The sequence below is a fragment of the Glycomyces sp. TRM65418 genome (genome assembly GCF_019710475.1).
Classification (GTDB): Bacteria; Actinomycetota; Actinomycetes; order Mycobacteriales; family Micromonosporaceae; genus Glycomyces.
On sequence record NZ_JAJFAX010000003.1, the window covers coordinates 412,205 to 438,702 of the forward strand.

Genomic DNA, 26,498 nt, shown 5'->3' on the forward strand with positions numbered 1-26,498 from the left:
GATGAGCACAGCCGCTGCGGCGGCGGTCGCCGCGACCGCCGTCACCGGCCTGGCCTCCCCCGCCACGGCCGCCGAGCCCGACGTGCTCGCCGTGGACTTCGCCGAGCGCACCGGCGGCTTCCGCGGCGGCGCCACGGGCACTCTCTACGGCTTCGGCGACGAAGGCGCCCCCACGCAGTCGCTGATCAACGGCGCCCGCATCACCAACACCTCGCAGAAGGCCCCCTACGGCACCCAGCACCCCTCCGGGGACGCCCTCAAGATCGAGGACGGCTTCTTCGCCAAGAACGGCGAGGACATGTACGTCTACATGCAGGACTACTACCCCGACTGGCCCTACCACGGCAGCACGCGCCCCGCCGACACCCGCGCCTACGACCTGGAGGACGGCTCCTTCACCGAAGGCGGCAACGGCGTCTGGGACTACCTCGAGGTCGTCGAGTTCGTCGCCGAGGCCGTCGCCACCGACTCCGACCGCCCCCAGGACTACATCCTCATCCCCTTCAACGAACCGGACGGCAACTGGTACCGCGACTGGCCGAACCAGAAGGAGCGGTTCCTCGCCGACTGGCAGGCCGCCTACGAGAAGATCCAGGAGGTCTGGGAGCGCCACGGCCTCGGCCGCGCCCGCGTCGGCAGCGCCGCCGACACCCGCTGGCAGCCCGAGCGCAGCGCCGACATCCTCGCGTTCGCGAAGGCCAACGGCTCGCTGCCGGACGTCACGATCTGGCACGAGCTGGGCATCGAGAACCTCGGCACCTACCGGAGCCACTTCGCGGAGTACCGCGCGCTCGAAGCCTCCCTCGGCATCGACCCGAGACCGGTGAACATCAACGAGTACGGGATGCTGCGCGACATGGGCGTCCCCGGGCAGCTGATCCAGTGGTTCAGCATGTTCGAGGACACCAAGGTCGACGCGCAGACCGCGTACTGGAACTACGCCGGGAACTTCTCCGACAACAGCGCCCGCCCGAACGGCGCGAACGCCGGCTGGTGGATGTTCAAGTGGTACGGCGACCTCCACGGCGGCGAGACGGTGCGGGTCACGCCGCCGACGCCGAACGGCGTCGACACCCTCCAGGCCATCGGCGCGATCGACGAGGCGAACCGCCGCGCCACGGTCCTCTGGGGAGGCGCCGACCGCGATGTCGCCCTCGACTTGAGCGGGCTCGACGCGTCGGTCTTCGGAGACAAGGTCGACGTGGAGATCCGCGAGAACGCCCTCACCGGCGCCGAGGGCCTCGCGGACACGCCGCGCGTGATCGCCGCCTACGACGGCCTGAAGGTCGACGACGGCTCCCTGCGGCTGGACGTGCCGACGTACGACCGGTACGCGGGCTACCAGCTCCTCGTCACGCCGAGCCAGTCGCGCGACGTCCAGGCCGAGGCCGCCGCGCAGCCGTGGCGGGACGCGATCGAGGCCGAGGACATGGCGCTCACCGCCGCCACGGTCTACACGCAGGATCCGAAGGCGAACGGCGGTTGGCAGTTCCTGGCCTCCGGCGGCCGGGACGTGGGGTCCTTCAACCGGGTCGGATCGCGCGCCGAATGGACGGTGGAGGCGCCGCACGAGGGGACCTACCGCCTCCAGGTGATCGGCGGCGCGCCGGGCGTGCCGGGCAGGCACGCCCTGTTCGTGGACGGCGAGTCGGCGGGCACGATCCAGTACGCGGCCGACCTGGCGCTCAACGACACCAGCAGGTGGAAGTACCGCGGCAGCGCCGAGCTGCTCGTGGACCTGACCGCCGGCCGCCACACGCTGTCGATCCGCTCCAGCGCCGACGGGGTCCACCGGCTGCCGAACTCGGACATCACCCTCGACAAGGTGTCGCTGACCTCGGTCGCGGAAGGCGAGCCGACTCGGTACCCGGCCTCGGGCTTCCGCCTGGAGGACGGCGCTTCGCTGACGTGGAGCGGCAACACCAAGGGCGGCGCGGCCCTCCGCGGGGACGCGCGCGCGGACCTGTACGCGACGGCGATGGAGACCGGCTACTACGACGTGCGAGTGGACTGGGCGTCCACCGGCGCGTCATCGGTCGAAGTGACGGTGAACGGCACGGCCGTGGCCACGATGGACGCCGACGCGGCCGGGAGGTGGCGCTCCAGCGCCACGGTCAACCTGCACGAGGGCATCAACGAGATCGAGCTCCGCTCCCCCGACGGGGCCGTGGTCCAGTCGCTCACCACCGTGCGGCACCGCGCGGCGGACGAAGCGGCCGTCGCGATCGAGGCCGAGGACGCCGTGCTGCACGGTCGGGCCTCGGTCACCACGCTCGACGAGGGCACCGGCACCAACGCCTCCGGCGGCGCCTTCGTGGGCTGGATCGGCGGCGGGGAGGCGAACGCGATCGAGCTGCCGCGCGACGGCTTCGACGCGGCCGGGGACTACGACGTCACGGTGTTCTACGCGAACGCCGAGACCTCGGGCGAGCACGACTACAACCCGCAGGTGGTCGACCGCCGGCTGGAGGTGCGGGAGGGCGCCGAGCCGGTGGGCCACGCGTACTTCCGCTACACCTACTCGTGGGACAGCTTCTCGCAGCGGACCGTCCCGGTCACCCTGTCCACCGCGGATGAGCCGCTGCGGCTGGGGAACGCGAGCGCGTGGGCGCCGAACATCGACCGGGTCGTCATCGCCCCGCACCTGGTCGGCGAACCGACGACGACCGCCCGCTAGGGGTTCGACCGGTGAAGGCCCTGAGCGCGGTCGCGCTCGGGGCCTTCGTCAGTCGTCGAGGAGGCGCCGGGCGCGGCCGAGCATGGCCGGGTCGACCATCTGGCCGTCCGGAAGGGTCGCGACGCCGCCGTCATCGAGGGCGTCGAGGACGGCGCGGGCCCAGGCCCGTTCCTCCTCGGAGGGGGCGAAGACCTGCTTGATGATCGGGATCTGCTTGGGGTGCACGGCGACGCGGCCGTGCAGGCCGAGGTCGCGGCCGCGTTGGGTGTCGGCGCGAAGGCCTTCGAGGTCCTGGATGGCCGGGTAGGCCGAGAGCATCGGCGCGTCCAGGCCTGCGGCGCGGGCCGCGAGGAGCAGGCTGATGCGGAGGTGGTCGCGCACGAGCGGGTCGGCGCTGCCGAGGTCGCTGGCGAGGTCGGCCTCCCCCAGGGCGATCTCGTGGACCGCGGGGTGGGCGGCGATCTCGGCGGCGGCCTCGAGGCCGCGGGCGGACTCGATGAGGGCGGTCAGCGGGAGCGGCCCGGCGAGGTAGGCCACGGCGTCGAGCATGCGCGGGCCGTCCACTTTGGGTATGCGCAGGCCCACGTCCGCGCCGGTGGACCGGATCGCGCGGATCTCGTGGGCGGCGCCGGGGTTCACGCGGATCTGGACCGCGGTCTCCGGGGGCGTGTCGATCCATTCGAGCACGTTCGCGAGCGCCTGGGCCTTCGCGCGGTCGGGCACGGCGTCCTCGAGGTCGAGGATCACGATGTCGGCCCCGGAGGCGGCGGCCTTGTCGAACCGGTCGGGCCGGTCGCCGGGCACGTACAGGGCGCTGAGGGGTCTCATATGACGCCTTTCGCTCGCAGCAGGTCCAGCTGTTCGCGGGTGACGCCGGCCTCGGCGAGGACGGCGTCGGTGTCCTGGCCGTGGCGGCGGCCGGTCCAGCGCACCGCGCCCGGGGTCGCGGAGAGGCGGAAGAGCACGTTCTGCATCTTCATCGGGCCGAGTTCCTCGTCGTCGACCTGGAGGACGGTGCCGATGGCCCGGTACTGGGGGTCGCCGAGGACGCCGCGGACGTCGTAGACGGGGGCGATCGCGGCCTGGGCCTCCTCGAAGGCCGCGAGGACCTCGCCGGTGGGGCGGGCCGCGATCCAGGCGGACACGGCCGCGTCGAGTTCGTCGGCGTGCTCGGCGCGGGTGTGCCCGGAGGCGAACCAGGGTTCGTCGACGAGGTCGGCGCGGCCGACGAGGCGCATCACGCGTTCGGCGATCGACTGGGAGCTGGTGGAGACGGCCACCCAGTCGCCGTCGCCGGTGCGGTAGACGTTGCGCGGGGCGTTGTTGACCGAGCGGTTGCCGCTGCGGGGCTGGAGGACGCCGAGCTGGTCGTAGGCGGTGATCTGGCCGCCGAGGAGCATGAGGATCGGCTCGATGATCGCGAGGTCGATGACCTGGCCGCGTTCGTCGCGGTCGACGCCGCGGAGGGCGACGAGCACGGCGTAGGCGGTCGCGAGGGCCGCGATGCCGTCGGCGAGGCCGAACGGCGGCAGCGTCGGTGGGCCGTCGGGTTGGCCGGTGAGGGCCGCGAAGCCGCTCATGGCCTCGGCGAGGCTGCCGAAGCCGGGCCGGGAGGCGTACGGCCCGGTCTGGCCGAACGCGGTCACGCGGGCGACGACGAGGCGCGGGTTGGCGGCGTGGAGGGCGTCGGGGCCGAGGCCCCAGCGTTCGAGGGTGCCGGGGCGGAAGTTCTCGATGAGCACGTCCGCGTCGGCCGCGAGCCGCAGGAGCAGGTCGGCGCCTTCGGCGGTGCCGAGGTCGATGGTGACGGTGCGCTTGTTGCGGCCCAGGGTCTTCCACCACAGGTTGACGCCGTCCTTGGCGGGGCCGTGGCCGCGCGCGGCGTCCGGGCGGGAGGGGTGCTCCACTTTGATCACGTCCGCGCCGAAGTCGCCGAGGAAGGTGGCGGCGATGGGGCCCGCGAAGAGCGTGGAGACGTCGAGGACGCGGAGGCCGTCCAGGGGCGGGGTGCGGTGCGGCGCGGTCATGCGTTGCCCTCCAGGTCCCAGGCGAGGCGGAAGCCGATGGCGCTCGACCGCTCGACGCCGAGTCCGGCGAGCAGGAGCTTCAGGCTGAACGACGGCTCGCGCCGGCCGCCGTCGGCGTACCAGTCGGAGCCTTCGGCGCGGTAGTCGCCGCCGCCCTTGAGCATCGCGAAGCGGGTGATGCCGTCGCTGTGCTCGCTCTCGGTCCAGTTCCACACGGCCGGGGTGCGGCGCTGGAAGCCCGGCTGCTCGGCGGCGAGCTGCCATTCGAACTCGTCGGGCAGGCGCGCTCCGGCCCAGGCGGCGTAGGCGCGGGCGTCGGCGAGGGACACGCCCGTGACGGGGGCGGTGGCGTCGCCCGTCCCGCAGAGGAACCGGTTGTCCACGCGGGGCCGGTACCCCGTCTCGGCGAGGAACCGGCCGTACTCCCCGACCGAGACCTCCAGGGGCGCGACGGCCACGGGCCGGGGGATCGCGATGTCGAGGAGCGCCTCGCGGTCGTCGTGCAGGCGCGGCGGCAGCGGCTTCCACTCCTCCACATAGGGCGCCCCTTGGTAGAGGCCGGTCTCGCGGCGGCGGTAGGTGACCGCGAGGCGGTACGCGCCGGGTTCGACCCGGATCCCTCGACCTGGGAGGAGCGAAGGCCCGGGGACCACGCGGAACGCGGAGCGGACCGGGAAGCGGGCGTCGTCGGAGCCCGGATCGTCGGCGGCGGCGAGCAGCACCTGGTCGAGCCAGGCGGGAGCCTCGGCGCCCGGGGCGAGTTCGAGGACGCCGGTGACGCCGCGGCCGGGGACCGTGACCTCGGTGGGGTCCGCGACACCGGCGGTCACGTCGTAGCGCCTGCCGCCGGGCGGGAGCGGTGCGGCGAGCGGGTCGCCGGTCCAGTCGGCGTCGGCGCGGTTCACCAGTGTCCACAGGGTCACGCCGTCCTTGGTCCAGCGCGAGGCGTAGACCCCGGCGGTGATCGCCGCCGGGGCCGCGCCCTCGAGCGGGGACCACTCCCCCTCGGTGAGCACGTCGTGGGCGGCGCGCTGCACGCGGAGCATCCGCCGCAGCGTGGCCTCGTCGCGGCGGTTCCAGCCGACCCAGACGCCGAACACGGCGTCCCACACCAGCATCCCGGTGCCGTTCATCCACGCGGACTGGAGTTCGCCGCTGTGGTCGCGGTTCCAGCGGCGGGTCGAGTGCGTCATGTGGCGGCGCTCGAACCAGTGGGCCCGCTGCACGCCGGGCGCCTCCGAGTCGGCGAACCACTGCGCCCAGCTGAGGAGGTGGTCCTCGATCCGCTGGTTGGGGACGCGCGACTCGCCTTCGAGGACCTGCGGCGGGTCGGTCGCGGCGAGCGCGCGCGTGAGCCTCGCGTCGCCTTCCTTGAGGGTGTCCAGGAAGACGCCGTCCACGCCGAGGTCGGTGACGAGCGCGGCGAGTTCCTCCGCATCATCGCGGCCCGTGCGCCGCGTACCGGTGTCCCAGGGGTTGTAGTCGACGAAGACGCGGATGCCGAGCGAGTGGAACTCCTCGACCAGGGCGGCGAGGCCGGGCACGTCGCGGTAGTAGTCGAACTGGTTGCGGTCGTCGACGCCGATGATCGGGTAGGCGTGCCAGAGCACGACGCCGTCGAGGCCGCCCTGGTCGGCGGTCGCGTCGAGGAACGCGTCCACGGTGAAGCGCTGGCGGGCGTGGTCGAACAGGCGCTCGTCCCACAGCCACACCTGGGCGACGGCGTAGGCGCGGCTCGCCCAGCGGGTGTCGAGGACGTCGTAGGCGCTGCCGTCGTAGTCGAGCCGCCGCCGGGCCTCCTCCCGCCAGGCGGCGAGGTCGGCTCGCCAGCACGGCCAGTCGGCGGGGTCGTCGGGGGCGGCGAAGATCTTGGCGACGTCGCCCAGCTCGGGGTCGATCGCGCCGCCGGGTGGGAGGACCGTCGGTCGGTCGACGGGTCGGGGCACGAGCGGGTCGAACTCATCGGGTTGCACGGAAGTCGCGCACCTCCTCGAATGCGGGCATGGACGGGACGGCGCCGCGGCGCTGGACCGAGAGCGCTGCGGCGGCGGTCGCGAACTCGGTCGCCTCCACGAGCGATCGCTGGTCGGCGGTGCGGTCGAGCGAGGCGGCGAAGGCGCCGACGAACGCGTCCCCCGCACCGGTGGTGTCGACGGCCTCCACAGTGAAGGCCGGCACGAGGACGGGGGTCGTGCCGGGGCTGCCGACGAGGGCGCCTTCGGGGCCGAGGGTGACGATCGCGGCGCAGCCGTGGGCGGTGAGGGCCGTCAGGAGCGTCGCGCCGTCGGCGGGTCCGCCCGCGAGCTCGGCGGCCTCGTGCTCGTTGACCACGAGGATGTCGACCTCGGCGAGCATCGCGTCCGGGACTGCGGCGCTCGGCGCGGCGTTGAGGACCACGGTGGTCGCGGCCTCGCGGGCGGCGCGCACGGCGGCCGCGACGGTGTCGAGCGGCGTCTCCAGTTGCAGCACCAGGACGTCGGCGGCGCGGATGGCGGCGAGTTCGGTGTCGGTGAGGTCGAGGAGCGCGGCGTTCGCGCCCGAGTCCACGACGATCGCGTTCTCGCCGCGCGGGTCGACGGTGATGACGGCGGTGCCCGTGGGGGCGTCGACGCGGCGGTCGAGGAGGGTGATCCCGGCGCGCCGGGCCTCCTCGGCGAGGCGGTCGCCCGCGTCGTCGCGGCCGAGGGCGACGATGAAGCGCGTGTCGGCCCCGGCGCGGGCGGTCGCGATCGCCTGGTTGTTGCCCTTGCCGCCGGGGAAGGACGCGAAGCCGCGCGAGAGCACCGTCTCGCCGGGGGCGGGTATGCGGTCGACCTCGTAGACGAGGTCGAGGTTGGCGCTGCCGAGGACGACGACGCTCATGGGGACACCTCCACGGTTCGGATGGCGAGTGCGGTGAATCGGGCCCCGGCGAAGCCGGGCACGGAGGTCGCGAGCCGGTCGTCGAGCGGGCCGATCCACTCGTGCGGGAGGGCCTCCGCGCCGGTGAGGGCGCCGGTGACCGCTCCGGCGGTCGCGCCGACCGAGTCGGTGTCCCAGCCGCCGGAGACGGCGAGGGTGATCGTGCGGTGGAAGTCGCCCGCGCCTCGGGTGAGCGCGAACGCGAGGAGGGCGGCGTTGGGCAGGACGTGGACCCAGTGGAGGTGGCCGTATTCGGCGTGGAGGGCGTCGACCGCGGCGTCGTCGTGGAGGTCGCCGCGGCCGAGTTCGATCCCGCGTCGGACGGCCGCGGCGTAGCGGCTGCGGGGCGGGACCACGGCGAGGCCCGTGGCCAGGACCGTGTCGATCGGGGCGCCGGTCACGGCGGCGGCGCTGGCGGCGGCGACGAACATCGCGCCGTAGATCCCGTTGCGGCCGTGGCTGAGTCGGGCGTCGATCCAGGCGAGGCGGGCGGCGGCCAGGGGGTCGCCGGGGGCGGTCCAGCCGTAGAGGTCGGCGCGGATCTGCGCGCCGATCCAGTCGCGGAAGGGGTTGCGGACCCGGCCCGCCCGATCGGGCTCGTGACCGTCGAGGAGGTTGCGGTAGGCGATGCGCTCGGCGGTGAAGACGCGGCCGCCGGGGAGGAGGTCGAGCCAGGCCTGGGCGACGTCGGCGGTGGTGCAGGCCCGGCCGTGGCGCTCCATGAGGGCGAGGGCGATGAGCGGGAAGTTGAGGTCGTCGTCCTCGGGCATGCCGTCGATGTTCTCGAGCAGGCTGGTCGGACGGCTGCGGCGGTTCCAGGGGTGCTTCGCGGCGAGCGCGGGGTCGAGCCCGGTTTCGGTGAAGTAGGTGCGCAGGGGCCAGTTGCCGGTGTCGCGGGCGATGGCGCGGATGCCTTCGAGCGGGAGCTTCTCGACGGGTTTGCCGAGGAGGCATCCCGCGGCGCGGCCGAGCCAGGCGCCGTGGACGCGGTCGCCGAAGTCGTCGGGGGCGGCGGGCAGGTCGGGCGGTGCCGCCTCCGCGAGGATCGCGTCGAGGTCCTCGGGCTCGTCCGCGAGCAGGGGCGGCGGGTCGGGGACGCGGTCGAGTTCGGCGAGCAGTTCCCGGGCGAGCGCGCGGAGGGGGTCGGGTGCGGGCTCGGGTGAGGCCCCGCCGGGCGCCGGTTCGGGCGGGCCTCCGGCGGCGAGCCAGCGCGCGCGGAGGCCGGCGGTGTCGCGGCCGTCGAGGTCGGCCGCGACCAGGGCGTGCGGCAGAAGATCTTCGGGCTGGGTCCAGCTGAGGCGCATCATGCCGTCCCCTCGTGGAAGTGCTTGCGGGCGTCGGCGACGCGGGCGGCGCGTTCGGCGTCGGCGGCCCACACGTCGCGGGCGACGGCGGCGATGACCGGGCCGGTGGCGGTGATGTCCATGCGGCTGCCTTCGCTGACGTCGGCGACCCATGCGGCGGGCACGGCGTCGAGCCCGCCGAGCGCGCCGGTGATCGACCCGGCCATGACGGCGATCGAGTCGGAGTCGCGGCCGTAGTTGACCGCGCCGAGGACCGCTTCGCGGTAGTCGCCGCGGGCGGCGATGACCATGCCGAGGGCGATCGGGAGTTCCTCGATCGATTTGGTGCGGCTGGGGATCCGGGCGTCCATGGCGGGCGCGCGGTAGTCGGGTCCGACGGTGTCGAAGGGTTCGACGGCACGTCGGAGCGCGGCGAGGCCGCTGCGCCAGTCGGTGACGCGGGCGGCGGCTTCGGCGACGGCTTCGATCGCGTGCGCGGTGCCGTCCTTGGCGAGGCGCAGCGCGGTGGCGACGATCGAGTCGACGTCGGCGCCGGGCCGCATGGCCTCGGCGACGGCGGCGGCGAAGACCCCGGCCGCCTCGCGGCCGTAGCTGGACTGGTGGGCCCCGGCGACATCGATGGCCTCAGCATAGGCGGCTTCGGGGTTCGCGGTGTTGACGATGCCGATGGGCGCGGCGTACATGGTCGCGCCGCAGTTCACGATGTTGCCGACGCCGGCGCTGCGCGGGTCGACGTGCCCGTAGTGCAATCGCGCTACCAACCACTTCTCGGCGAGGAACACTCGGTGCAGGAGGAGCGCCTCGGACTCCAGTTCCGGGACCCAGCGCTTGTCGCCGATGAGGAGGGGCACGAGGTGCTGGGCGACGGCGTGCGCGTCGAGGTGGTCGCGGACGGTGTCGTAGACGTCGACGAGGGCCGTGGTCATCAGCGTGTCGTCGGTGATGTGGCCGTCGCCTTTGTGGTAGGGGGCGATCGGGCGGGCGTTGCGCCAGTCGTCGAGGAACGGCGGCACGATGCCTTCGATGAATCCGCCGTAGCGCCGCTGGATCGCCTCGGGGCTGTTGCCTTCGGCGGCGCCGCCGAGGGCGTCGCCGACCGCCGCTCCGGCGAGCGCTCCGGTCGACTTCGTCACCAGCATGTCTTGCAGCGGCAGGGCCATCGTGTCTCCTTGCTGTCGGTGGATGCGTCCGCCGGGGGCGGGTCCTGGAGGCGGCGCCTCCGGCGGACGCGGGGCGGTGCGGCGGGTCAGCCCAGTTCGTTCCAGCCGTCGGTGAGCCGCTGCCGCAGCTCGTCGACGGTGATCTCGTCCGCCAGGTACTGCTGGAGGGCGGGCGTCGCGTACTGGTCCTTCCACTGGGGGTAGTCGACGGCGGCCTGGAACGGCGCGGCCGTGAGCCCGTCGCCGGAGGCGAGGATGGCCTCCCAGCCGTGCTCGCCGGCGGTGTTCTCGGCGACGAGCGCGCGGGCCTCGGTGGAGGACGGGATCAGCCAGTCGCCCTGGGCGAGCGCGGCCTGATGCTCGGGCCGCATGAAGAAGTCGACGAACGCGGCGGCGGCTTCGACGTGCTCGCTCTCGGCGGCGACGGACATGGTCTGCGGGTTGGCGGCCTGGACCGCGCCGGCGGTGCCGGCCAGGGGCGGCAGGACCGCCCATTCGAAGCCCTCGGGGGCGGACTCGGTGATCTGCTGGGCGACGTAGTTGCCGGCGACGTACATCGCGTACTTGCCGTCGAAGAAGCCGGGGAGGACGTCGGAGCCGCTCTGGGTGAGCGAGACCGGGTCGAGGGACCGGTCCTCGTAGGCCATGGCGTGGAGGCGTTCGGGGACGGCGAGTTCGTTCGCGCCGACCTCGATCGCGACGTCGTCGCCCGTACCGGAGAAGAAGGTCCCGTCGAAGCCGAGGGCGAGGTTCATGACGGCGGCGGTGGGCTGCTGCATGCCCCAGCCGACGCCGTACGTCTCGGCGGTGGTGAGCTGCGCGGCGAGCGCCTGGAAGTCGTCCCAGGCCAGGGTCTCCCCAGCCGGGATCGCCACGCCCGCGTCGGCGAAGGCGTCGGTGTTGACGAACACGACGTAGGACTGGAGGAGCGTCGGCGCGGCGACGACCGCGCCGTCGGGGGCGGTCACGGACTTCCAGATGTCGTCGGAGACCGCGCCCTTCACGTCGTCGCTCAGGTACGGGGACAGGTCGGCGAGGTAGCCCTGGTTGGCGAAGCCCATGATGTCGGCGGACTCGTCGTGGATGACGTCGGGCGCGGTGCCGCCCTGGAACTGGGTCACCAGCTGGTCGTGCACGTTGTCCCAACTGCCTTGGACGAGCTCGACCTGCGTGTCGGGGTTCGCCTCGTTCCAGGCGGCGACGATCGCCTCGGTGGCCTCGATCGTCGTGTCCTGGAAGGCCAGGGACTGGAAGGTGAGCGTGGTCGCGCCTTCGGCGTCGTCGTCGCCGACGCCGAAGGCCGAGCACGCGGTGAGCGCGAGGGGGAGTGCCAGGACGCCCGCGACGGCGCTGTTGCGAGTGCGCATTGGTTTCTCTCTTTCGGTAGGGAACGGCGGGATCGGGGTTCAGCCCTTGACCGCGCCGCTGAGGAGTCCGGCGGTGAGCCGTTTCTGTATGAGCAGGAAGAACACGAGGCTCGGGAGGCAGGCCAGGAGGGCGGCCGCGGCGAGCTGGCCGAGCTGCACCTGCCCCTCGGCGCCGACGAAGCGGGCCAGCGCGAGCGGCAGGGTCTGCATCTCGGGGTCCTGGATGAGCACGAGCGCGAAGAAGAACTCGTTCCAGGAGTTGATGAACGTGAACAGGCTGGTGGCGACCAGGCCGGGGGCGAGGAGCGGCAGGACGATCTTCACGAGGGTCTTCAGCCGCCCGGCCCCGTCGACGGCGCCGGCCTCCTCGAGTTCGACGGGGATGGCGGCCACATAGCCCTGGAGCATCCACAGCGAGAAGGGCAGGGCCCACACGGCGTAGACGAGGACCAGCCCGAGGAGGGTGTTGACCAGGCCGATGTCCTTGAGCAGCAGGAACAGCGGGATGATGATGAGGATGAACGGGAAGACCTGGCTGACGAGGATCCAGCCGGTCGCGAACGCCCTGAGCCTGGTGCGGAAGCGGACGAGCGCGTAGGCGGCGGGCAGGGACACGGCGGTGACGACGGCGGTGGTCGTGACCGCGACCAGGAGGCTGTTGCCCGCGGCGGTGTAGAGGTCCGCCTTGTCGATCGCGGAGGTGAAGTTGTCCAGGTTCAGCTGCTGCGGCAGGAGCCCGGCGTCGGGCGAGCGCAGTTCCCGCGGCGTCTTGAACGCCGTCGTCAGCAGGAAGACCAGCGGGAACGCGAGGAAGCACATGTAGGCGGCGAGCGCGAGGTACTGGAGGGGGCGCGCGATGGGGCGGCGTCCCGCGGTTCGGGTGCGTGTGGTCATTGGAGCCGCCTCCGCATCTGGCCGCGCAGGTAGAAGAACAGGAACGCGCCGATCAGGACCACCATGACGTTGCCCATGGCCGCGGCGTAGCCGAAGTTGCCGTACCGGAAGGCCTCGTTGTAGGCGAACAGGCTCGGGAGCATCGTGGTGCCGCCGGGGCCGCCGGCGGTGAGGACGAAGACGAGCGCGAAGGAGTTGAAGTTCCAGATCAGGTCGAGCGTGGTGATGGCGATGAGGATGGGCCGCAGCGCCGGGAGCGTGACGTGCCAGAAGCGGCGCCAGGTGCTCGCGCCGTCGATGGCGGCGGCCTCGCCCAGTTCGGCCGGGACGGCCTGGAGACCGGCGAGGAGGGTCACGGTGGTCTGGGGCATCCCGGCCCAGACGCCGACGACGATGACCACCGGGAGCGCGATCGAGGCCTCGCCCAGCCAGTTGATCCCGCCGGGGAGCCCGAGGGCGTCCATGGTGCGGTTGACGGGCCCGTAGTTCGGGTTGAGCATGAGCTGCCACATGATGGCGATGATCACCGGCGGCATCGCCCACGGGATGAGCGCGAGGGTGCGGGCGAGCCAGCGCAGCCGCAGGTCGAGGTTGAGCAGGAGGGCCAGGCCGAGGGAGGCGAGGAACTGCAGGACGGTCACGCTGCAGGCCCAGACCAGGCCGATCTTGAAGGAGTTCCAGAACAGGCCGTTCCCGGCGAGTTCGACGTAGTTCTCGAGGCCGTTGAAGCGGGTCTCGACGCCCAGGCCGGCCTCGGCGTCGGTGAAGCCGAGGAGGACGCCGTAGACGAGGGGGTAGACGCTGAAGAGCATGACCGGCAGCAGCGCGGGCAGGACGAGCGGCCAGGCGTCGCGTCCTCCGCGAGAGCGCCTGCGGCGCTGGGGTTTCGGGGTTTCGAGGGGCGGCGCGAGGGCGGTCATGGCCCCTCCACGACGGTGGATTCGCGCACGGACAGGCTCGGGGGGATGACGAGGGTGCGGATCGGCGCGTCGGGGTCGGCGATCCGGCGGACGAGGAGTTTCGCGGCGGCCGCGGCGCGTTTGGCGGAGCCGAGGTCGACGCTGGTGAGCGAGGGGGTGGCGAGTTCGGCGGCGTCGGTGTCGTCCATGCCGACGACCGCCACGTCGCCCGGGACGCGGGCCCCGGCGGCGGCGAGTTCCTTGAGCGCCGCGACGGCGAGGAGGTCGTTGGCGCAGACGATCGCGTCGGGACTCGCTTGGGCGAGCAGGCTCGCGACCGCTTTGCGCCCGGGGCGGTAGGTGAATCCCGCTGCGGTGACCTGCAGTTCGGGGTTGCGGGGGAGGTCGAAACGTTCGACGGCGGCGAGGTAGCCGGCGAGGCGCGCGGAGCCGGGCACGGTGTCGACCGGGCCGTTGACGAGCGCGATGCGCCTGCGGCCCTGCGCGACGAGGTGCTCGACGGCGAGGCCGATGCCGGTGGCGGAGTCGGCGCGCACGTTGTCGAGCGCGACGTCGGGCGGCGGCGACCCGATGACGGCGATCGGCAGGCGGCTCGAGCGCATCGCGTCGACGAGGTCGGGGGTGATCCGCAGCGGGCTCAGGAGGAGGCCGTCGGCGTAACCGCGGTTGAGGCTGCTGAGCAGGTCGATCTGGTCCTGCGGGTCGCTGCCGGTGGAGGAGACCACGAGCCGGTAGCCGGCCTTGGCGACGACCCCGGTGACCGCGCGCATCATCTGCACGTAGACGGGGTTGCCGACGTCGGCCACGGCGAGCGCGATCTGGTCGGTGCGGCCGGTGCGGAGGGTGCGGGCGCTGGCGTCGGGCACGTAGCCGAGTTCGTCGGCGGCCCGGCGGACCTTCTCGGTCAACTCCGGGGAGGCGGAGCCGCCGTTGAGGACCCGGGACACGGACGCGACGGACACCCCGGCGCGCGCGGCCACGAGCGCGAGGCTCGATCGTTTCGTCTCGGCCACTGGCGGCCTCCGTCTTCGTCGTTGAAAACGTTCTTAAGAACGATTACAAGAACGATACCAAAGCCCGCCGCACCCGTTGCCGGGGCCACATGCGAGAGGTAAAACAGCAGGCAGGATGCCGTTTGTCCAGAAGAACGGGCTTCGCGGTCGACGCTCCACTCGGCGGGCTCCGAGGCGTCGTCGATCCGTCGGCGGCGGCGTGCCGGCTCCGGCGATGGCGGTCCCTCAGGGCCCCGAGGTCGCCTTCGACGCGCTCCGCCGGGTCGCCCGCCTTCGGCGAGATCGAGCGGTGCGACCCTGGCCGCGGCCCGAACCGCTTCAGGCCTGGCGCGGTCGACGGGCCGAGGAGTTCACGGCGGGCGTTGACATCGATGAACAGCTATGGATATTCTGAGATCGGCTTAACCGATTCAGCTTATGCATCCCCAGGTCAGAGCCGAATGTCGTCAACCCCTCGCACGGGGTCCCCTCGTTTCAAAGGAGACGCAAGTGCCTTTCTCCTCCTTCCGCGCGCCCCGGCGTGCGGTCATCACCATGGGCGCCGCCGCCGTCGCGGCCGCCGGCGTGCCGCTTTCCGCCGCCGCCGACGAGCGCCGGGCCGCGCGGGTCCGGCTCGTCGACGACTGCGCGACCCGCGAGACCCGCGCGCTCTTCCAGTACATGCTCGACCTGCAGGGCCGCGGCGTCATGTTCGGCCACGAGCACACCCTCACCGACGGCTTCACCTTCGACACGTTCACCGAGGAGACCTCCGACGTGGAGGCCACGGTGGGCGATTACCCGGCCGTGTTCGGCTGGGACACCCTCATCCTCAACGGCTTCCAGAAGCCGGGCGTGTACGGCGGGACGGTCGAGGAGAACATCGAGGCCCTGACCTGGGCGTTGGAGAAGTCGGACGCGCGCGGCGGGATCAACGTCCTGAGCGCGCACATGTACAACTTCGTGACCGGCGGCGACTTCTGGGACACCACGGGCCGCGTGGTCGGCCAGATCCTCCCCGGCGGCGCGAAGCACGCGGACTTCAACGAGTTCCTCGACCGCATCGCCGCGGCCGTCAAGGCCGCCAAGCGGAGCGACGGCGCCCTCGTCCCGGTCGTCTTCCGGCCCTTCCACGAGAACACCGGCGGCTGGTTCTGGTGGGGCGCCGGGCACTGCACGTCGGCCGAGTTCATCGAGATCTTCCGCTACACCGTCGAATACCTGCGCGACACCAGGAAGGTCCGCAACCTGCTCTACTCGTACTCGCCGAACTCCGGCTTCGGCGGCGACCCCGCCAACTACATGAAGACCTACCCGGGCGACGAGTTCGTCGACGTCCTCGGCTACGACGCCTATGACAACTCCGCCGGGTCGGCCGAATGGCTCGCGTCCACGATGAAGGACCTCGCGATGGTCGTCGACCTCGCCGAGGAGCGCGGCAAGGTCCCGGCCTTCACCGAGTTCGGCGAGTCCGGCGAGGAGGGGCGCAACCTCACCTGGTTCACCGACCTCTTGGCCGCCGTCAAGGAGGACCCGAAGGCCCGCAAGGTGACCCATATGCTCACCTGGGCGAACTTCGGCGGGGACAACCGCGCGTACGTTCCGTTCCCCGGGCACGCCATGGAGCCCGACTTCGTCGACTTCCACGCGGATCCCTACTCGCTCTTCGCCTCCGACTTGGAAGGCGTGTTCGACGCCCGCACGTACGCGCTCCCGAGCGCGCCGTTCATGCACCTGGTGACCCCCACCGACCGCCAGCGCGTGACGACGGCTCAGACGAGAATCCGGATGCGGCTGACCTCGGCGACCACCCGGCGGGCCACGTACTCGATCGACGGCGGCGCGCCCGTGCCGCTGAAGAAGGACGCGGACGGCTTCTACTCGGCCGACTGGTCGATCGATCCGTCCTGGTTGGACAACCGCTCGGTCACGGTGACCGTGAACGCGAAGGTGCGCGGGAAGGACTACACCGATTCGGCGCTGGTGCTCCTGGGCGAGGTGGAGCCGCTGCCGGCCGGCTGGATCGACGACTTCGAGGGCTACGCGGGCGACGACGTGACGCTGAGCGAGGCGTACAGCCACGTCAACGCCAACACGACGGTCCTGTCGACCGAGCACAAGGCTTCGGGCGATTACGGTCTCGCCTACTCCTACGACTTCGCGAACGCCGGGTACACCGGGATCGGCAAGTCGGTGGGCGAGGACTGGACCGCCTTCGGCGCCTTGAAGCTGTGGCTCCGGGGCGACGGCTCCACGAACGGGGCGACGCTGCAGGTGGTGGCCAAGGGAGCGTACTTCGAGTACAACGTGGGCCTGTCGGACACGAGCGGCCGGGACGTCGTCGCGCCGTTCTCCGAGTTCCGGCCCGCGCCGTGGGACACCGGCCACGCGGACGAGCTACTGGACGCCGAGCACCTCGCGGAGGTGTCGGCGTTCAACCTGTACCTCGGGTACGGCGGGTCCACCGCGACGGGCACCGTCTACGTGGACGACATCCGGGCCGAATAGGCGACGCGCCCCGGTCCGGTGACGCGGACCGGGGCGCTCGTTCGTCAGATCAGGCCGGGCGCGTCCATGACCTGGGTCTGCTCGCTTTCCTTCGGTGGGCGGTACTCGGCCATCATATCAGAACGGAATAGTTTGTTCCCGTATCGGGGCGGCGGGCTCGAGTCCGATCGCATGGGCCCGCACGATCTCCAGAGCGCGTGCCAGCGCCCCGAGGCTCACCACGCCGCCGCCGAGGGGCGAGGCGACGAGCCGCGGGGCGGGCGGGTGGGTGAGCTCGTCCAGGCGCGCGGCGGTACGCGGCAGGAGCAGGCCGAGGGATTCGGCCACCGCGCCGGAGAAGACGATGCGCTCCACGTCGAGCAGGCCGCCGAGGACCGCGCAGATCCGGGCGAGCCGCTCGGCCATCCGGTCGACGAGCCGGAGCGCGTCCGGGTCGCCGGACTCGGCCGCGCGGAGGACGACCTCGGCGCCGAGGCGGGCCCGCGGCGTCGTCGCGAGCGGACTGGATTCGTCCACCGCGCCCGAACGGCGCAGATCGACCGCCCACTCGCGCAACAGGGCCCCGATGCCCTCGGTCGAGCCCACGCCTTCGACCAGTGCGAGGGCCCGCAGTTCGCCCGCGCCGCCGCGCCGGCCGCGCACGAGATGGCCGTCGACCACGTAACCCGCGCCGAACCGCTCCCCCGACATCAGCGCGATGTACGAGGAGGCGCCGACGCCCGCCCCGAGCGCGCCTTCGGCGATCGCGGCGAGGTTGGCGTCGTTCTCGACCTCGGTGAGCCAGCCCCGCTCGCGGAAGTGCGCCGCGAAGCCCGGGTTCATGCGCGACCAGAACTCGTGCTCGCCGTCGGGCGAGCCGCCGTCGGCGTCGGTCGGCGCGGGCACGCCCACGGCGATGCTCATGACCGCCGACGGCGGCACGCCGGCCGATGCGAGCGCCCGGTCGATCGTCGCGTCCGTGACCGCCGCGCGCCGCACGGCGCCGTCGGGATCGATCTCGGTGGCGGCGCGCGCGAGCTCGCGGCCGCGCAGGTCGGCGACCGCGGCGGTGACGCAGTGCTGGCCCGCGTCCACGCCGAGGACGGCCCCGGCGTCCGCGCGCAGCTCGTAGCGGCGGGCCGGGCGGCCCTTGCGGTACTCCCCCGCCGCGCGCGCGTTCGGCAGCTCGGCGAGCCAGCCGCGCTCCACCAGCTCGTCGCACAGGGTGATCACGGTGGAGCGGGCCAGGCGGGTCGCGGCGATGGCGTCCGAGGCGGTGTACGCCTCCGTGCGCCACGCGAAGTCCAGCAGCGCGGCGGCGTTCACTCGCTTGAGCGAGAACGCGGCCCGATCGGCGGATTCGGTCACACCTCTTGACACCTCGGCTCTCCGTGTTTCAGGATGGAATTGATTCGAAGCTTAGATTTAATCAGGATAGCAACCACCACCGAAAGGCTCTCGTCCATGACCGAGCAGCGCTCCGACACCCACGACCCGCTGTGGTGGCACCAGGCCGCCGTCTACCAGATCTACCCTCGCAGCTTCGCCGACGCCAACGGCGACGGCATCGGCGACCTCCCCGGCATCACCTCGCGCGTGGACTACCTCGCGCGGCTCGGCGTCGACGCCGTGTGGCTGAGCCCCTTCTACCCCTCCGCGCTCGCCGACGGCGGCTACGACGTCGACGACTACCGGGACGTCGACCCGCGCCTGGGCACCCTCGGCGACTTCGACGCCATGGTCGCGGCGCTGCACGGCGCGGGCATCAAGCTCATCGTCGACATCGTCCCGAACCACTCCTCCGATCGGCACGAGTGGTTCCGGGAGGCGCTCGCCGCGCCGAAGGGCTCCCCCGAGCGCGACCGGTACGTCTTCCGCGACGGCCTCGGGCCGCACGGCGAGCAGCCGCCCGCGGACTGGACGTCGATGTTCGGCGGCCCCGCGTGGACGCCGGTCGGCGACGGCCAGTGGTACCTGCACCTGTTCGCCCCCGAGCAGCCGGACTTCAACTGGCGCAACGAGGAGGTGCGCGCCGACTTCCTGAAGACGCTGCGGTTCTGGTCCGACCGGGGAGTGGACGGCTTCCGCGTCGACGTCGCGCACGCCCTCGCCAAGGACCTGCCGCCGGACCTGCCCTCGCAGGCCGAGCTGGAGGCGATGGACCGCGCCACCGGGACGCACCTGCTGTGGGACCGCGACGAGGTGCACGAGATCTACGCCGAGTGGCGCCGCGTCTTCGACGAGTACGACCCGCCGCGCATCGCCGTCGCCGAGGCGTGGGTCGACCCGCCCGCGCGCCGGGCCCGCTACGCCAGCGCCGAGGGCCTGGGCCAGGCGTTCAACTTCGACCTGCTCGAAGCCGACTTCGACGCCGCCGGGTTCCGCCGCGTCATCGACGACAACCTCGCGCAGGCCGTCGAGACGGGCTCCTCGACGACCTGGGTGTTCTCCAACCACGACGTGGTGCGCCACGCGACGCGCTACGGGCTGCCGCCCAACGGCGACACGCCCCGCAAGAGCCAGCGCGAATGGCTGCTGTCGGGCGGGACCGAGCCCGAGCTCGACGCCGTCCGGGGCCTGCGCCGCGCCCGCGCCGCGACGCTGCTCATGCTGGCCCTGCCCGGCAGCGCGTACCTGTACCAGGGCGAGGAGCTGGGCTTGGGCGAGGTCGCCGACATCCCCGACGAGGCGAGGCAGGACCCGACGTTCTTCCGCAGCCCGGGCGTCGACGTCGGCCGCGACGGCTGCCGCGTGCCGATCCCGTGGACGGTGGAGGGCCCGTCGTTCGGGTTCGGCAGCGGGTCCGCGCACCTGCCGCAGCCGCCGTGGTTCGGGAAGCTCTCGGTGGAGGCGCAGGCGCAGGACCCGGCCTCGACGCTGGCGCTGTACCGCGAGGCCCTCGCGCTGCGCCGCCGACTCCAGACCGCGGAGACGCTCACGTGGGCGCCGGCCGCCTCGGACGAGGTGCTGCACCTGCGCCGCCCCGGCGGATGGGAGGCGGTGGCGAACTTCGGCGCGACCGCGGTGCCCATGCCCGCGGGGGACGTGCTGCTCGCGAGCGGCCCGATCGACGGGTCGGAGCTGCCGCCCGAGACCACGGTCTGGCTGCGGGTCGCCTCGCAGTGACGCCTTCGCCGCGTGGAGCGGCGGGGACCGAGGCCGTCCGATCCCGAGCGGCGGCGAGGTCGTCGAACGAAGCCGGCCCCGGCGCTGATGCGCCGGGGCCGGCTTCGCGAGTGCTCAGGGTTCGGGCGTCGCCGTAGTGCCGTCGCCCCCTCGGGCCCGTTCCTCGCTGTTGAGGAAGTAGGCCCCCAGCGAGGCCGCCAGCGCGGCGAACACGACCACGGAATAGGCGGCGAGCAGGACTTCCAGGAGCCGCGCGAAATCGCCGTCGGCGCTCAGCGGCTCGCCGGTCATCGTGCCCATCGCCGCGTCGTGCAGGGCGTCCCCGTACCGCGTGTATCCCGAGAACGCGTGGAGCAGTTGGCTGGAGCCGAGGATCACGATGAGGCTGACCGAGCTCAGCCAGCCGATCCGGCTCGACAGCAGCTGCCCGGTGGACCTGCTCCCCCGCACCGCGGAGCTCACCACGCGCCCGGCGCGGGCCGCCCGGGCCAGCTGGGCCACCCGCAGGATCCGCAGGAACGGCACGGCGAGGAACACCAGTTGCCACCAGGTGCGGCGCAGGAACGTCACCCGCCGCGGCGCGACGTAGAGCCGCAGCGCGTACTCGCCCGCGAAGACCAGCCACAGCAGCCATCCCGCGATCGACAGCGCCGCCGTCAGCGTTTCGCCGCTCGCCATGGACTGGCCGAGGACGACCAGGACGAAGACGACGCCGAGCACGCTCATCGGGCGGTCCAGGCGCCCCGACAGCTCCTCGGCCCAGTCTTGACGCTCCGCCGCCCGATTCGGGATCCCCATGCCGTGCGGGATACCCGCGCCCCCTGGGGCGACACCGCCGCGGGATTCGGTGCTCCGACGCGCCCGGATCTCAGCCTCCCGACCGCTCCGGCGACGACGCGGCCGCGCGGCCGTGCTCGAGCTCCTTCTCCAGCGAGAAGCTCAGGAAGGTCCGCACCAGGACGATCGCCGCCAGCACTCCCACGCTCTCGAAGGTCGGCGAGATCGCCACGGTCCGGATGATGTCGCCGGCCACCAGGAACTCCAGTCCCAGGAGGATCGAGCGTCCGAGCCCCTGCCGGTACTCGCGGTAGACCGCCGTGAAGTCCTGCGTCCGTGTCGCGCGCACGCCGAAGCGGACGGTCGTCGCCAACGCCCCGAGGATGATCACGCCCACCCCGGCCAGGTCCACGGCGGTCCCGACCGCGTGCACCGTCGTCTCGAAGTCCATCTGCGCCGCTCCTCCCGATGCCGCCCGCCGTGTCCGGAGAGGCGGGCCGTCCCCTCCGCGGACGTCCTCGCCCCCGTGCGGCGAGCACCGCGTGCCCGTTCCCTCGCTGCGTGCCCCCGAACACGTGCCGCGAATCCAACCGCAGCGTGCGAGGCGATACGGCGGTGCCTCGGCGCCCGTTCGCACCGGCTCGACGGCCCCCGCCGCGAAGGACCGTGCATGGGTCGGCCGAGGTGCGGGTACTCCGGCCGGGCGAACGAACACCACTCATCGAGGACTCGTCCTGAGAGGACGGGGGAGAAGGCGAGTATGGAACACGAACGCGGCAACATGAGAACCGCCGATCCGGGAGAGGACGGCCTGCGGCAGCAGAGCGCCGCAGTCGCCCAGGAGGGCCGAGCCGAGGCCCGGGAAGTCGCCGACACGGCGCGAGAACAGGGTCGGCAACTGGCCGATGAAGCCAAGACGCAGGTCAGAAACGTCGCCGAGGACGCCAAGGAGCAGCTCCGCGAGCAGATCGCGTCGCAGACGACCAAGGCCACCGAGTCCTTGCGGAGCCTCGGCGAGCAGGTGAGCGCCCTCGCGCAGGGCCGCCCCGAGGAGGCCGGGCCGCTGACCGACTACACGCAGGCGGCCGCCGAGCGCCTCCGCAGCACCGCCGACCGGGTGCAGGACCAGGGCATCGACGGTCTCCTCGAGGACACGAAGCAGTTCGCCCGCAGGCGGCCCGCCGCCTTCCTCTTCGGCGCCGCCCTCGCCGGCTTCGCCGTCGGCAGGCTGCTCCGCGGCGGCGGCGACGCGCACAAGCAGCACAGCGAGTCCGAGCAGCACCGCGACACGGGCGGCACGCCCGAGCCGCAGGGGGACGCTCGGCCGACCGGGACCGCCGCCGTGAGCGGCACCGACCCGCGCGGGGACTCCTGGCCGACCGGGCCGGCCGCCGCGGGCGGCACGCCCGACCCGCGCGTTGAATCCTGGCCGACCGGGACCGTCACGGACGGCGGAGAAGGGACCAGGCGATGAGAGACGACGGAGACGAGCGCTCGCGAACCGGCTCGACCACGACCGCCGGAACGCGTTCCGAGCAGGAGCACCAGTCGCTCGGGCAGTTGATCAACGAGGCCATGGGCGACGTCAGCGAGCTCATGCGCAAGGAAGTGGAGCTCGCCAAGCTGGAACTGCGCGAGGAGGCTTCGAAGGCCTCCAAGGCCGGAGCCAAGCTCGGTGCCGCCGCGGCGGCCGGTTACCTCGCGCTCCTCCTCGCGTCGTTCGCCCTCGCCTGGGGCCTGGCCGAGCTGATCGGCCCCGGCTGGGGGTTCCTGATCGTGGCGGTGCTGTACGCGGTCGTCGCGGTCGTGCTTTTCGTGAACGGACGCAAGCAGTTCCGGAAGATTTCCCCGATGCCTCGACAGACCGTCGAGACCTTGAAGGAGGATGCGGCATGGGCACGCGAACAGACCAAGTGAGACGCGAGATCGAAGACACGAGGGAGGACCTCGGCGACACGATCGACGAGATCGGCGACCGGGTCGACCCCCGCCAGGCCGTGAAACGCGGCAAGGACCGAGTGCGGCGGCGCGTCGACGACGTCAAGGAGAAGGTGATGGGGAGCGCGGATCCGCACCGGGTCGAGGACCAGGTGAAGGGGAATCCGCTCGCCGCCGGACTGATCGCCTTCGGCGCCGGCGCGCTCATGGCGTCGCTGCTTCCCGCGGACCGGACCTCCCGCGAGGCCGCGCAGAAGCTGGCCGAAGGGGGCAAGCCCATGGCCGAGCGCGCCAAGGACGAGCTCAAGGAGGCCGGCCGGGAGGTCGGCGAGCACGTCTCGGAGAGCGCCAAGGCGTCGGCCCAGCACCTCCAGGAGGAGGCGAAGCAATCGGCCGACCAGGTCAAGCACGAGGCCAAGGCCTCGGGTGAGCACCTCAAGGACGAGTCGCAGCGCCGCGCGAGCGGGCAGGCATAGCGGTCGGACGCCACGAGCGCCAGCGCTCGGAGCGGCGACCGACCGGCCGCAGGCCGCATCGACGACACGCCCCCGGGCCGATCAGAGGATCGGCCCGGGGGCGTCGCTCGTCCCGTTCAGACGATCAGCAGCGCCGCGCCGGCCCCGGAGAGGACGAGGGTGGCGATCTCGAACTGCCGCTGGTCGACGCGGTGCACCACGGCCCGTCCGGCGAGCGCCCCGACGGCAACGGCCGGGACCAGTAGGAGCGCCATGAGCAGCGTGTGCCAGGTGATGAGGCCGAGGCCGACGCTGATCGGGACCTTGAACAGGTTCACCGCGAAGAAGAACCAGGCCATGGTGCCGAGGAACCGCAGTTTCGGGAATCCCGAGAGCATCAGGTAGAGGACCATCACCGGGCCGGCCGCGTTGGCCGTCATCGTGGCCGCGCCGGCGGCGATCCCGGCCCCCGCGGCGGCGCTCTTGCGGGCCAGACCGGTCGGCGGCTTCGGCTCGGCCGGGCCTTTGCCGAACTTCGGCCGGAGCCGGGACCAGACCTGCAGCGCGAGCATCGCCAGCAGGATCGATCCGATGAGCACCCGCATGGTCGCGTCGTCAGCGAACCACAGGGCCGCCGCGCCGCCGGCGACGCCGACCACGACCCACGGGGCCAGGCGGCCGAGGATCCGCCACTCCACGTGGCGCGAGTAGAAGCGGATCGCGAACAGGTCCCCCAGGATCAGGACCGGCAGCAGCGCCCCGGTCGACTCCTTGGCCGGAAGCATCGTCGCGAACAGCAGGATCGACAGGGACGCGGTGCCGTTGATGCCGGTCTTGGAGAAGCCGACCAGCGCCGCCGCGAGCGCGAGCGCCGCCCAGGAGATCGGATCCGAGGGAAGTTCGGTCATGAGACCGCATCCTTCACTCCGCTCCCGCCGCGGCGGAAGGCGGCCGGTGGCGATGTGCCCGGGAACGGGTCTGGCGCTGGAGGGCGGGGTGCGGTAGGCTCCGGCTTGACCCGATTCTGAAACGATTCAATAGGCCCGCACATGACCAAGCGACAACTCCCCCGCCCCAAGGACCTCCTCCCCTTGGTCCGCTTCAAGAAGCCCGACTTCAACGGCAAGCGCCGCCGCCTGCGCGCCGCCTTGACGATCGAGGACCTGCGGCTGATCGCCCAGCGGCGCACGCCGCGGGCGGCGTTCGACTACACCGAGGGCGCGGCCGAGGCCGAGCTGTCGCTGGCGCGGGCCCGGCAGGCGTTCCAGGACATCGAGTTCCACCCCGCGATCCTCCGCGACGTCGCCAAGGTGGACACCGGCTGGGAGGTCCTCGGGCGGCGCAGCGAGCTGCCGTTCGGGATCGCGCCCACCGGGTTCACCCGGATGATGCACACCGAGGGCGAGCGGGCCGGGGCCGGGGCCGCCGCGGCGGCGGGCATCCCGTTCGCCCTGTCCACGATGGGCACCACGCCGATCGAGGACGTGGCCGAGGTCGGCGGCCCCGAGGGGCGCCACTGGTTCCAGCTGTACATGTGGAAGGACCGCGACCGCTCGATGGCCCTGGTCGAGCGGGCCGCCGCGGCCGGGTTCGACACGCTCCTGGTCACCGTCGACGTGCCGGTGGCCGGGGCGCGCCTGCGCGACAAGCGCAACGGCTTCGCGATCCCGCCCGAGCTCACCGTCCGCACGGTGCTCGACATGGCACGGCACCCGAACTGGTGGTTCGACATGCTCACCACCGAGCCGCTCGCGTTCGCGTCGCTGAGCCGCTGGTCGGGGACCGTGGCCGAACTCCTCGACACCATGTTCGATCCCACCGTGGACTACGAGGACCTGGCCTGGATCAAGGAGCAGTGGCCCGGGAAGCTCGTCGTCAAGGGCGTCCAGACCGTCGCCGACGCCAAGCGCCTCGCGGACCTGGGCGTGGACGGCATCACCCTGTCGAACCACGGCGGCCGCCAGCTCGACCGCGCCCCCGTCCCGTTCCACCTGCTGCCCGAGGTGGTCCGCGAGGTCGGCAAGGACACCGAGGTGCACCTGGACACCGGGATCATGTCCGGCGCGGACGTCGTCGCGGCCGTCGCCCTGGGCGCGCGCTTCACGATGATCGGCCGGGCCTACCTGTACGGGCTCATGGCGGGCGGACGCGCCGGCGTGGACCGCGCGATCGCGATCCTGCGCGAGGAGGTCGTGCGGACGATGAAGCTGCTCGGCGTGGCCTCGCTCGAGGAACTCGAACCCGGGCACGTCACCCAGCTCCAGCGCCTGACCCCGCGCTGACCGGTCCGGCCCGGGACGGCTCCTCGACCGCCCTCGCTCATCCGCAAGCGTCCTTCGCCTTCCTGAACCCGGCGCTCCTCCGGTATGCTCAGCTGGCCCCGGCGTCGCGCGGCCCGCCCGCGTGCCGGAAGGCGACTCCGGCAACCGCTGCGAAGGGAGAGGTGTGAGCCAGACTGACGCAGCCGCGCGCCGCCGCAAGCCGCCGGCGACGATCTACGACATCGCGCGCATGACCGGGGTGAGCCCCTCGACCGTGTCGCGGGCGCTGAACAAGCCCGGCCGGCTGAGCGAGAAGACCGAACAGCGCATCCGCAAGGCCGCCGAAGAGCTCGGCTACCGGATCAACCCGATGGCGCGGGCCCTGCCGACCGGCAAGACCGGCACCCTGGCCCTCCTGGTCTCCGACATCACCAACCCGGTGTACTTCGACCTCGTGCGCGGCGCGGAACGCGTGGCCTCCGAGACCGGGTCCACCTTGGTCTTCGCCGATTCGCAGGAATCGCCCGAGCTCGAACGCGCCACCGCCGAACGGCTCCAGACCTCGGTGGACGGCCTGCTCCTGGTCGGGTCGCGGCTGGAGGACGGCGCCATCGAGGAACTGTCCTTCATGAAGCCGCTCGTCATCGTGAACCGCCTGGTGACGGGCATCCCGGCCGTGATCCCCGACGTGCTGCCCGGCATGACGGCCGCGCTCGAGCGGTTGCGCGACGCCGGCCACCGGCGGGTCGCCTATCTCGCCGGACCCGAGGCCTCGTGGATGAACCGCCTGCGACGGCAGACGCTGTTCGACCTCGCCGAGGCGTGGGGCCTGTCCGCGGTCGAGCTCAAGACGGCCGCCCCGACCCGCGAAGGCGGCGCCGCGGCATACCGGCACGTCATGGACGCCGACGTCACCGCCGTCATGGCCTACAACGACCTTGTCGCCCTCGGGCTGCTGCGCGAATGCCGCGACCACGGGGTCGACGTGCCCGGCCGGCTCAGCATCGTCGGCTTCGACGACATCTTCGGCGCGGACCTCCCCACGCCGGCCCTGAGCACCATCAGGAGCCCGTTCGCGACCATCGGCGAGATGGCGATCCGGCGGCTCCTCGTCGAGATCGACGGCGGCCCCGCGCAAGAGGAGCCGGTCCTGCCGACCGAGTTCGTCAGCCGCGAATCGGTGGCCCCTCCGGCCGAAGTCGATTGACATCG

Annotated in this window: 22 protein-coding genes; 8 read left to right on the forward strand and 14 right to left on the reverse strand. The window is 72.5% G+C overall.

All coding sequences use genetic code 11. From position 1 onward, the window contains the following. The first annotated feature begins 1 nt into the window (after position 1). Entirely contained in the window at positions 2-2,677 is a 2,676-nt protein-coding gene (locus K3N28_RS09940; protein WP_228092342.1) for a hypothetical protein, read from the forward strand. 48 nt (positions 2,678-2,725) lie between these two features. Here K3N28_RS09940 and K3N28_RS09945 read toward each other — a convergent pair whose 3' ends face one another. The 10 genes from K3N28_RS09945 to K3N28_RS09990 all read right to left on the reverse strand — a co-directional run bounded on the left by K3N28_RS09945 (position 2,726) and on the right by K3N28_RS09990 (position 14,263). Continuing rightward, a complete protein-coding gene (locus K3N28_RS09945; protein ID WP_228092343.1) occupies positions 2,726-3,505 on the reverse strand; it encodes a CoA ester lyase in 780 nt (259 codons plus the stop codon). Continuing rightward, on the reverse strand, positions 3,502-4,704 hold the full coding sequence (locus tag K3N28_RS09950; RefSeq protein ID WP_228092344.1) for a CaiB/BaiF CoA-transferase family protein: 1,203 nt from the start codon (positions 4,702-4,704) through the stop codon (positions 3,502-3,504). The genes K3N28_RS09945 and K3N28_RS09950 overlap by 4 nt, the downstream gene beginning before the upstream one ends. Continuing rightward, the gene (locus tag K3N28_RS09955; RefSeq protein ID WP_228092345.1) at positions 4,701-6,677 is read right to left on the reverse strand and encodes an SUMF1/EgtB/PvdO family nonheme iron enzyme; all 1,977 of its coding nucleotides are present in this window, start codon (positions 6,675-6,677) and stop codon (positions 4,701-4,703) included. The genes K3N28_RS09950 and K3N28_RS09955 overlap by 4 nt, the downstream gene beginning before the upstream one ends. Next, on the reverse strand, positions 6,664-7,566 hold the full coding sequence (locus K3N28_RS09960) for a ribokinase (protein WP_228092346.1): 903 nt from the start codon (positions 7,564-7,566) through the stop codon (positions 6,664-6,666). The genes K3N28_RS09955 and K3N28_RS09960 overlap by 14 nt, the downstream gene beginning before the upstream one ends. Further along, entirely contained in the window at positions 7,563-8,912 is a 1,350-nt protein-coding gene (locus tag K3N28_RS09965) for an ADP-ribosylglycohydrolase family protein (protein WP_228092347.1), read from the reverse strand. The genes K3N28_RS09960 and K3N28_RS09965 overlap by 4 nt, the downstream gene beginning before the upstream one ends. Next, complete coding sequence (locus K3N28_RS09970; protein WP_228092348.1) at positions 8,909-10,069, reverse strand: ADP-ribosylglycohydrolase family protein; 1,161 nt, start codon at positions 10,067-10,069, stop codon at positions 8,909-8,911. Before K3N28_RS09970 ends, K3N28_RS09965 begins: the two co-directional genes overlap by 4 nt. Positions 10,070-10,155: 86 nt before the next feature. Next, positions 10,156-11,436, reverse strand: coding sequence for an ABC transporter substrate-binding protein (locus K3N28_RS09975; RefSeq protein ID WP_228092349.1), 1,281 nt, complete (start codon positions 11,434-11,436; stop codon positions 10,156-10,158). Between the two features lie 39 nt (positions 11,437-11,475). Next, on the reverse strand, positions 11,476-12,330 hold the full coding sequence (locus tag K3N28_RS09980; protein ID WP_228092350.1) for a carbohydrate ABC transporter permease: 855 nt from the start codon (positions 12,328-12,330) through the stop codon (positions 11,476-11,478). Further along, on the reverse strand, positions 12,327-13,250 hold the full coding sequence (locus K3N28_RS09985) for a carbohydrate ABC transporter permease (RefSeq protein ID WP_228092351.1): 924 nt from the start codon (positions 13,248-13,250) through the stop codon (positions 12,327-12,329). Before K3N28_RS09985 ends, K3N28_RS09980 begins: the two co-directional genes overlap by 4 nt. After that, positions 13,247-14,263 carry a LacI family DNA-binding transcriptional regulator gene (locus K3N28_RS09990; protein WP_228092352.1) on the reverse strand — a complete coding sequence of 339 codons (1,017 nt, stop codon included), beginning with the start codon at positions 14,261-14,263 and terminating at the stop codon, positions 13,247-13,249. Before K3N28_RS09990 ends, K3N28_RS09985 begins: the two co-directional genes overlap by 4 nt. Positions 14,264-14,752: 489 nt before the next feature. On the opposite strand from K3N28_RS09990, the gene K3N28_RS09995 reads away from it, so the two are divergent. Then, complete coding sequence (locus tag K3N28_RS09995; RefSeq protein ID WP_228092353.1) at positions 14,753-16,750, forward strand: glycosyl hydrolase; 1,998 nt, start codon at positions 14,753-14,755, stop codon at positions 16,748-16,750. A 117-nt stretch (positions 16,751-16,867) separates the two neighbouring features. On the opposite strand, the gene K3N28_RS10000 is transcribed toward K3N28_RS09995, so the two are convergent. Beyond that, positions 16,868-18,097: an ROK family protein gene (locus tag K3N28_RS10000; protein ID WP_228092354.1), complete on the reverse strand. Its 1,230-nt coding sequence runs from the start codon at positions 18,095-18,097 to the stop codon at positions 16,868-16,870. Positions 18,098-18,193: 96 nt separating this feature from the next. Here K3N28_RS10000 and K3N28_RS10005 point away from each other — a divergent pair, with 96 nt between their 5' ends. Continuing rightward, complete coding sequence (locus K3N28_RS10005) at positions 18,194-19,855, forward strand: glycoside hydrolase family 13 protein (protein WP_228092355.1); 1,662 nt, start codon at positions 18,194-18,196, stop codon at positions 19,853-19,855. Positions 19,856-19,969: 114 nt separating this feature from the next. On the opposite strand, the gene K3N28_RS10010 is transcribed toward K3N28_RS10005, so the two are convergent. Both K3N28_RS10010 and K3N28_RS10015 read right to left on the reverse strand, forming a co-directional pair. After that, complete coding sequence (locus K3N28_RS10010; RefSeq protein WP_228092356.1) at positions 19,970-20,653, reverse strand: hypothetical protein; 684 nt, start codon at positions 20,651-20,653, stop codon at positions 19,970-19,972. 70 nt (positions 20,654-20,723) lie between these two features. Continuing rightward, positions 20,724-21,083 (reverse strand): DUF1622 domain-containing protein, encoded by a 360-nt coding sequence (locus tag K3N28_RS10015; protein ID WP_228092357.1) that lies wholly within the window; start codon positions 21,081-21,083, stop codon positions 20,724-20,726. 309 nt (positions 21,084-21,392) lie between these two features. Here K3N28_RS10015 and K3N28_RS10020 point away from each other — a divergent pair, with 309 nt between their 5' ends. From K3N28_RS10020 to K3N28_RS10030, 3 genes are read left to right on the forward strand one after another with little or no spacing between them, the layout of a single operon-like run. Then, on the forward strand, positions 21,393-22,106 hold the full coding sequence (locus K3N28_RS10020) for a hypothetical protein (protein ID WP_228092358.1): 714 nt from the start codon (positions 21,393-21,395) through the stop codon (positions 22,104-22,106). After that, entirely contained in the window at positions 22,103-22,549 is a 447-nt protein-coding gene (locus K3N28_RS10025; protein ID WP_228092359.1) for a phage holin family protein, read from the forward strand. The genes K3N28_RS10020 and K3N28_RS10025 overlap by 4 nt, the downstream gene beginning before the upstream one ends. Next, positions 22,525-23,046, forward strand: a complete 522-nt coding sequence (locus K3N28_RS10030; protein WP_228092360.1) for a DUF3618 domain-containing protein — start codon at positions 22,525-22,527, stop codon at positions 23,044-23,046. Before K3N28_RS10025 ends, K3N28_RS10030 begins: the two co-directional genes overlap by 25 nt. 116 nt (positions 23,047-23,162) lie before the next feature. On the opposite strand, the gene K3N28_RS10035 is transcribed toward K3N28_RS10030, so the two are convergent. Continuing rightward, the gene (locus K3N28_RS10035; RefSeq protein ID WP_228092361.1) at positions 23,163-23,933 is read right to left on the reverse strand and encodes a sulfite exporter TauE/SafE family protein; all 771 of its coding nucleotides are present in this window, start codon (positions 23,931-23,933) and stop codon (positions 23,163-23,165) included. Between the two features lie 141 nt (positions 23,934-24,074). Between K3N28_RS10035 and K3N28_RS10040 the strand changes: the two genes are divergently transcribed. Together K3N28_RS10040 and K3N28_RS10045 are read left to right on the forward strand one after the other, a co-directional pair. Then, entirely contained in the window at positions 24,075-25,307 is a 1,233-nt protein-coding gene (locus tag K3N28_RS10040; protein ID WP_228092362.1) for an alpha-hydroxy acid oxidase, read from the forward strand. 163 nt (positions 25,308-25,470) lie between these two features. Beyond that, entirely contained in the window at positions 25,471-26,493 is a 1,023-nt protein-coding gene (locus K3N28_RS10045) for a LacI family DNA-binding transcriptional regulator (protein WP_228092363.1), read from the forward strand. Positions 26,494-26,498: the final 5 nt, after the last annotated feature.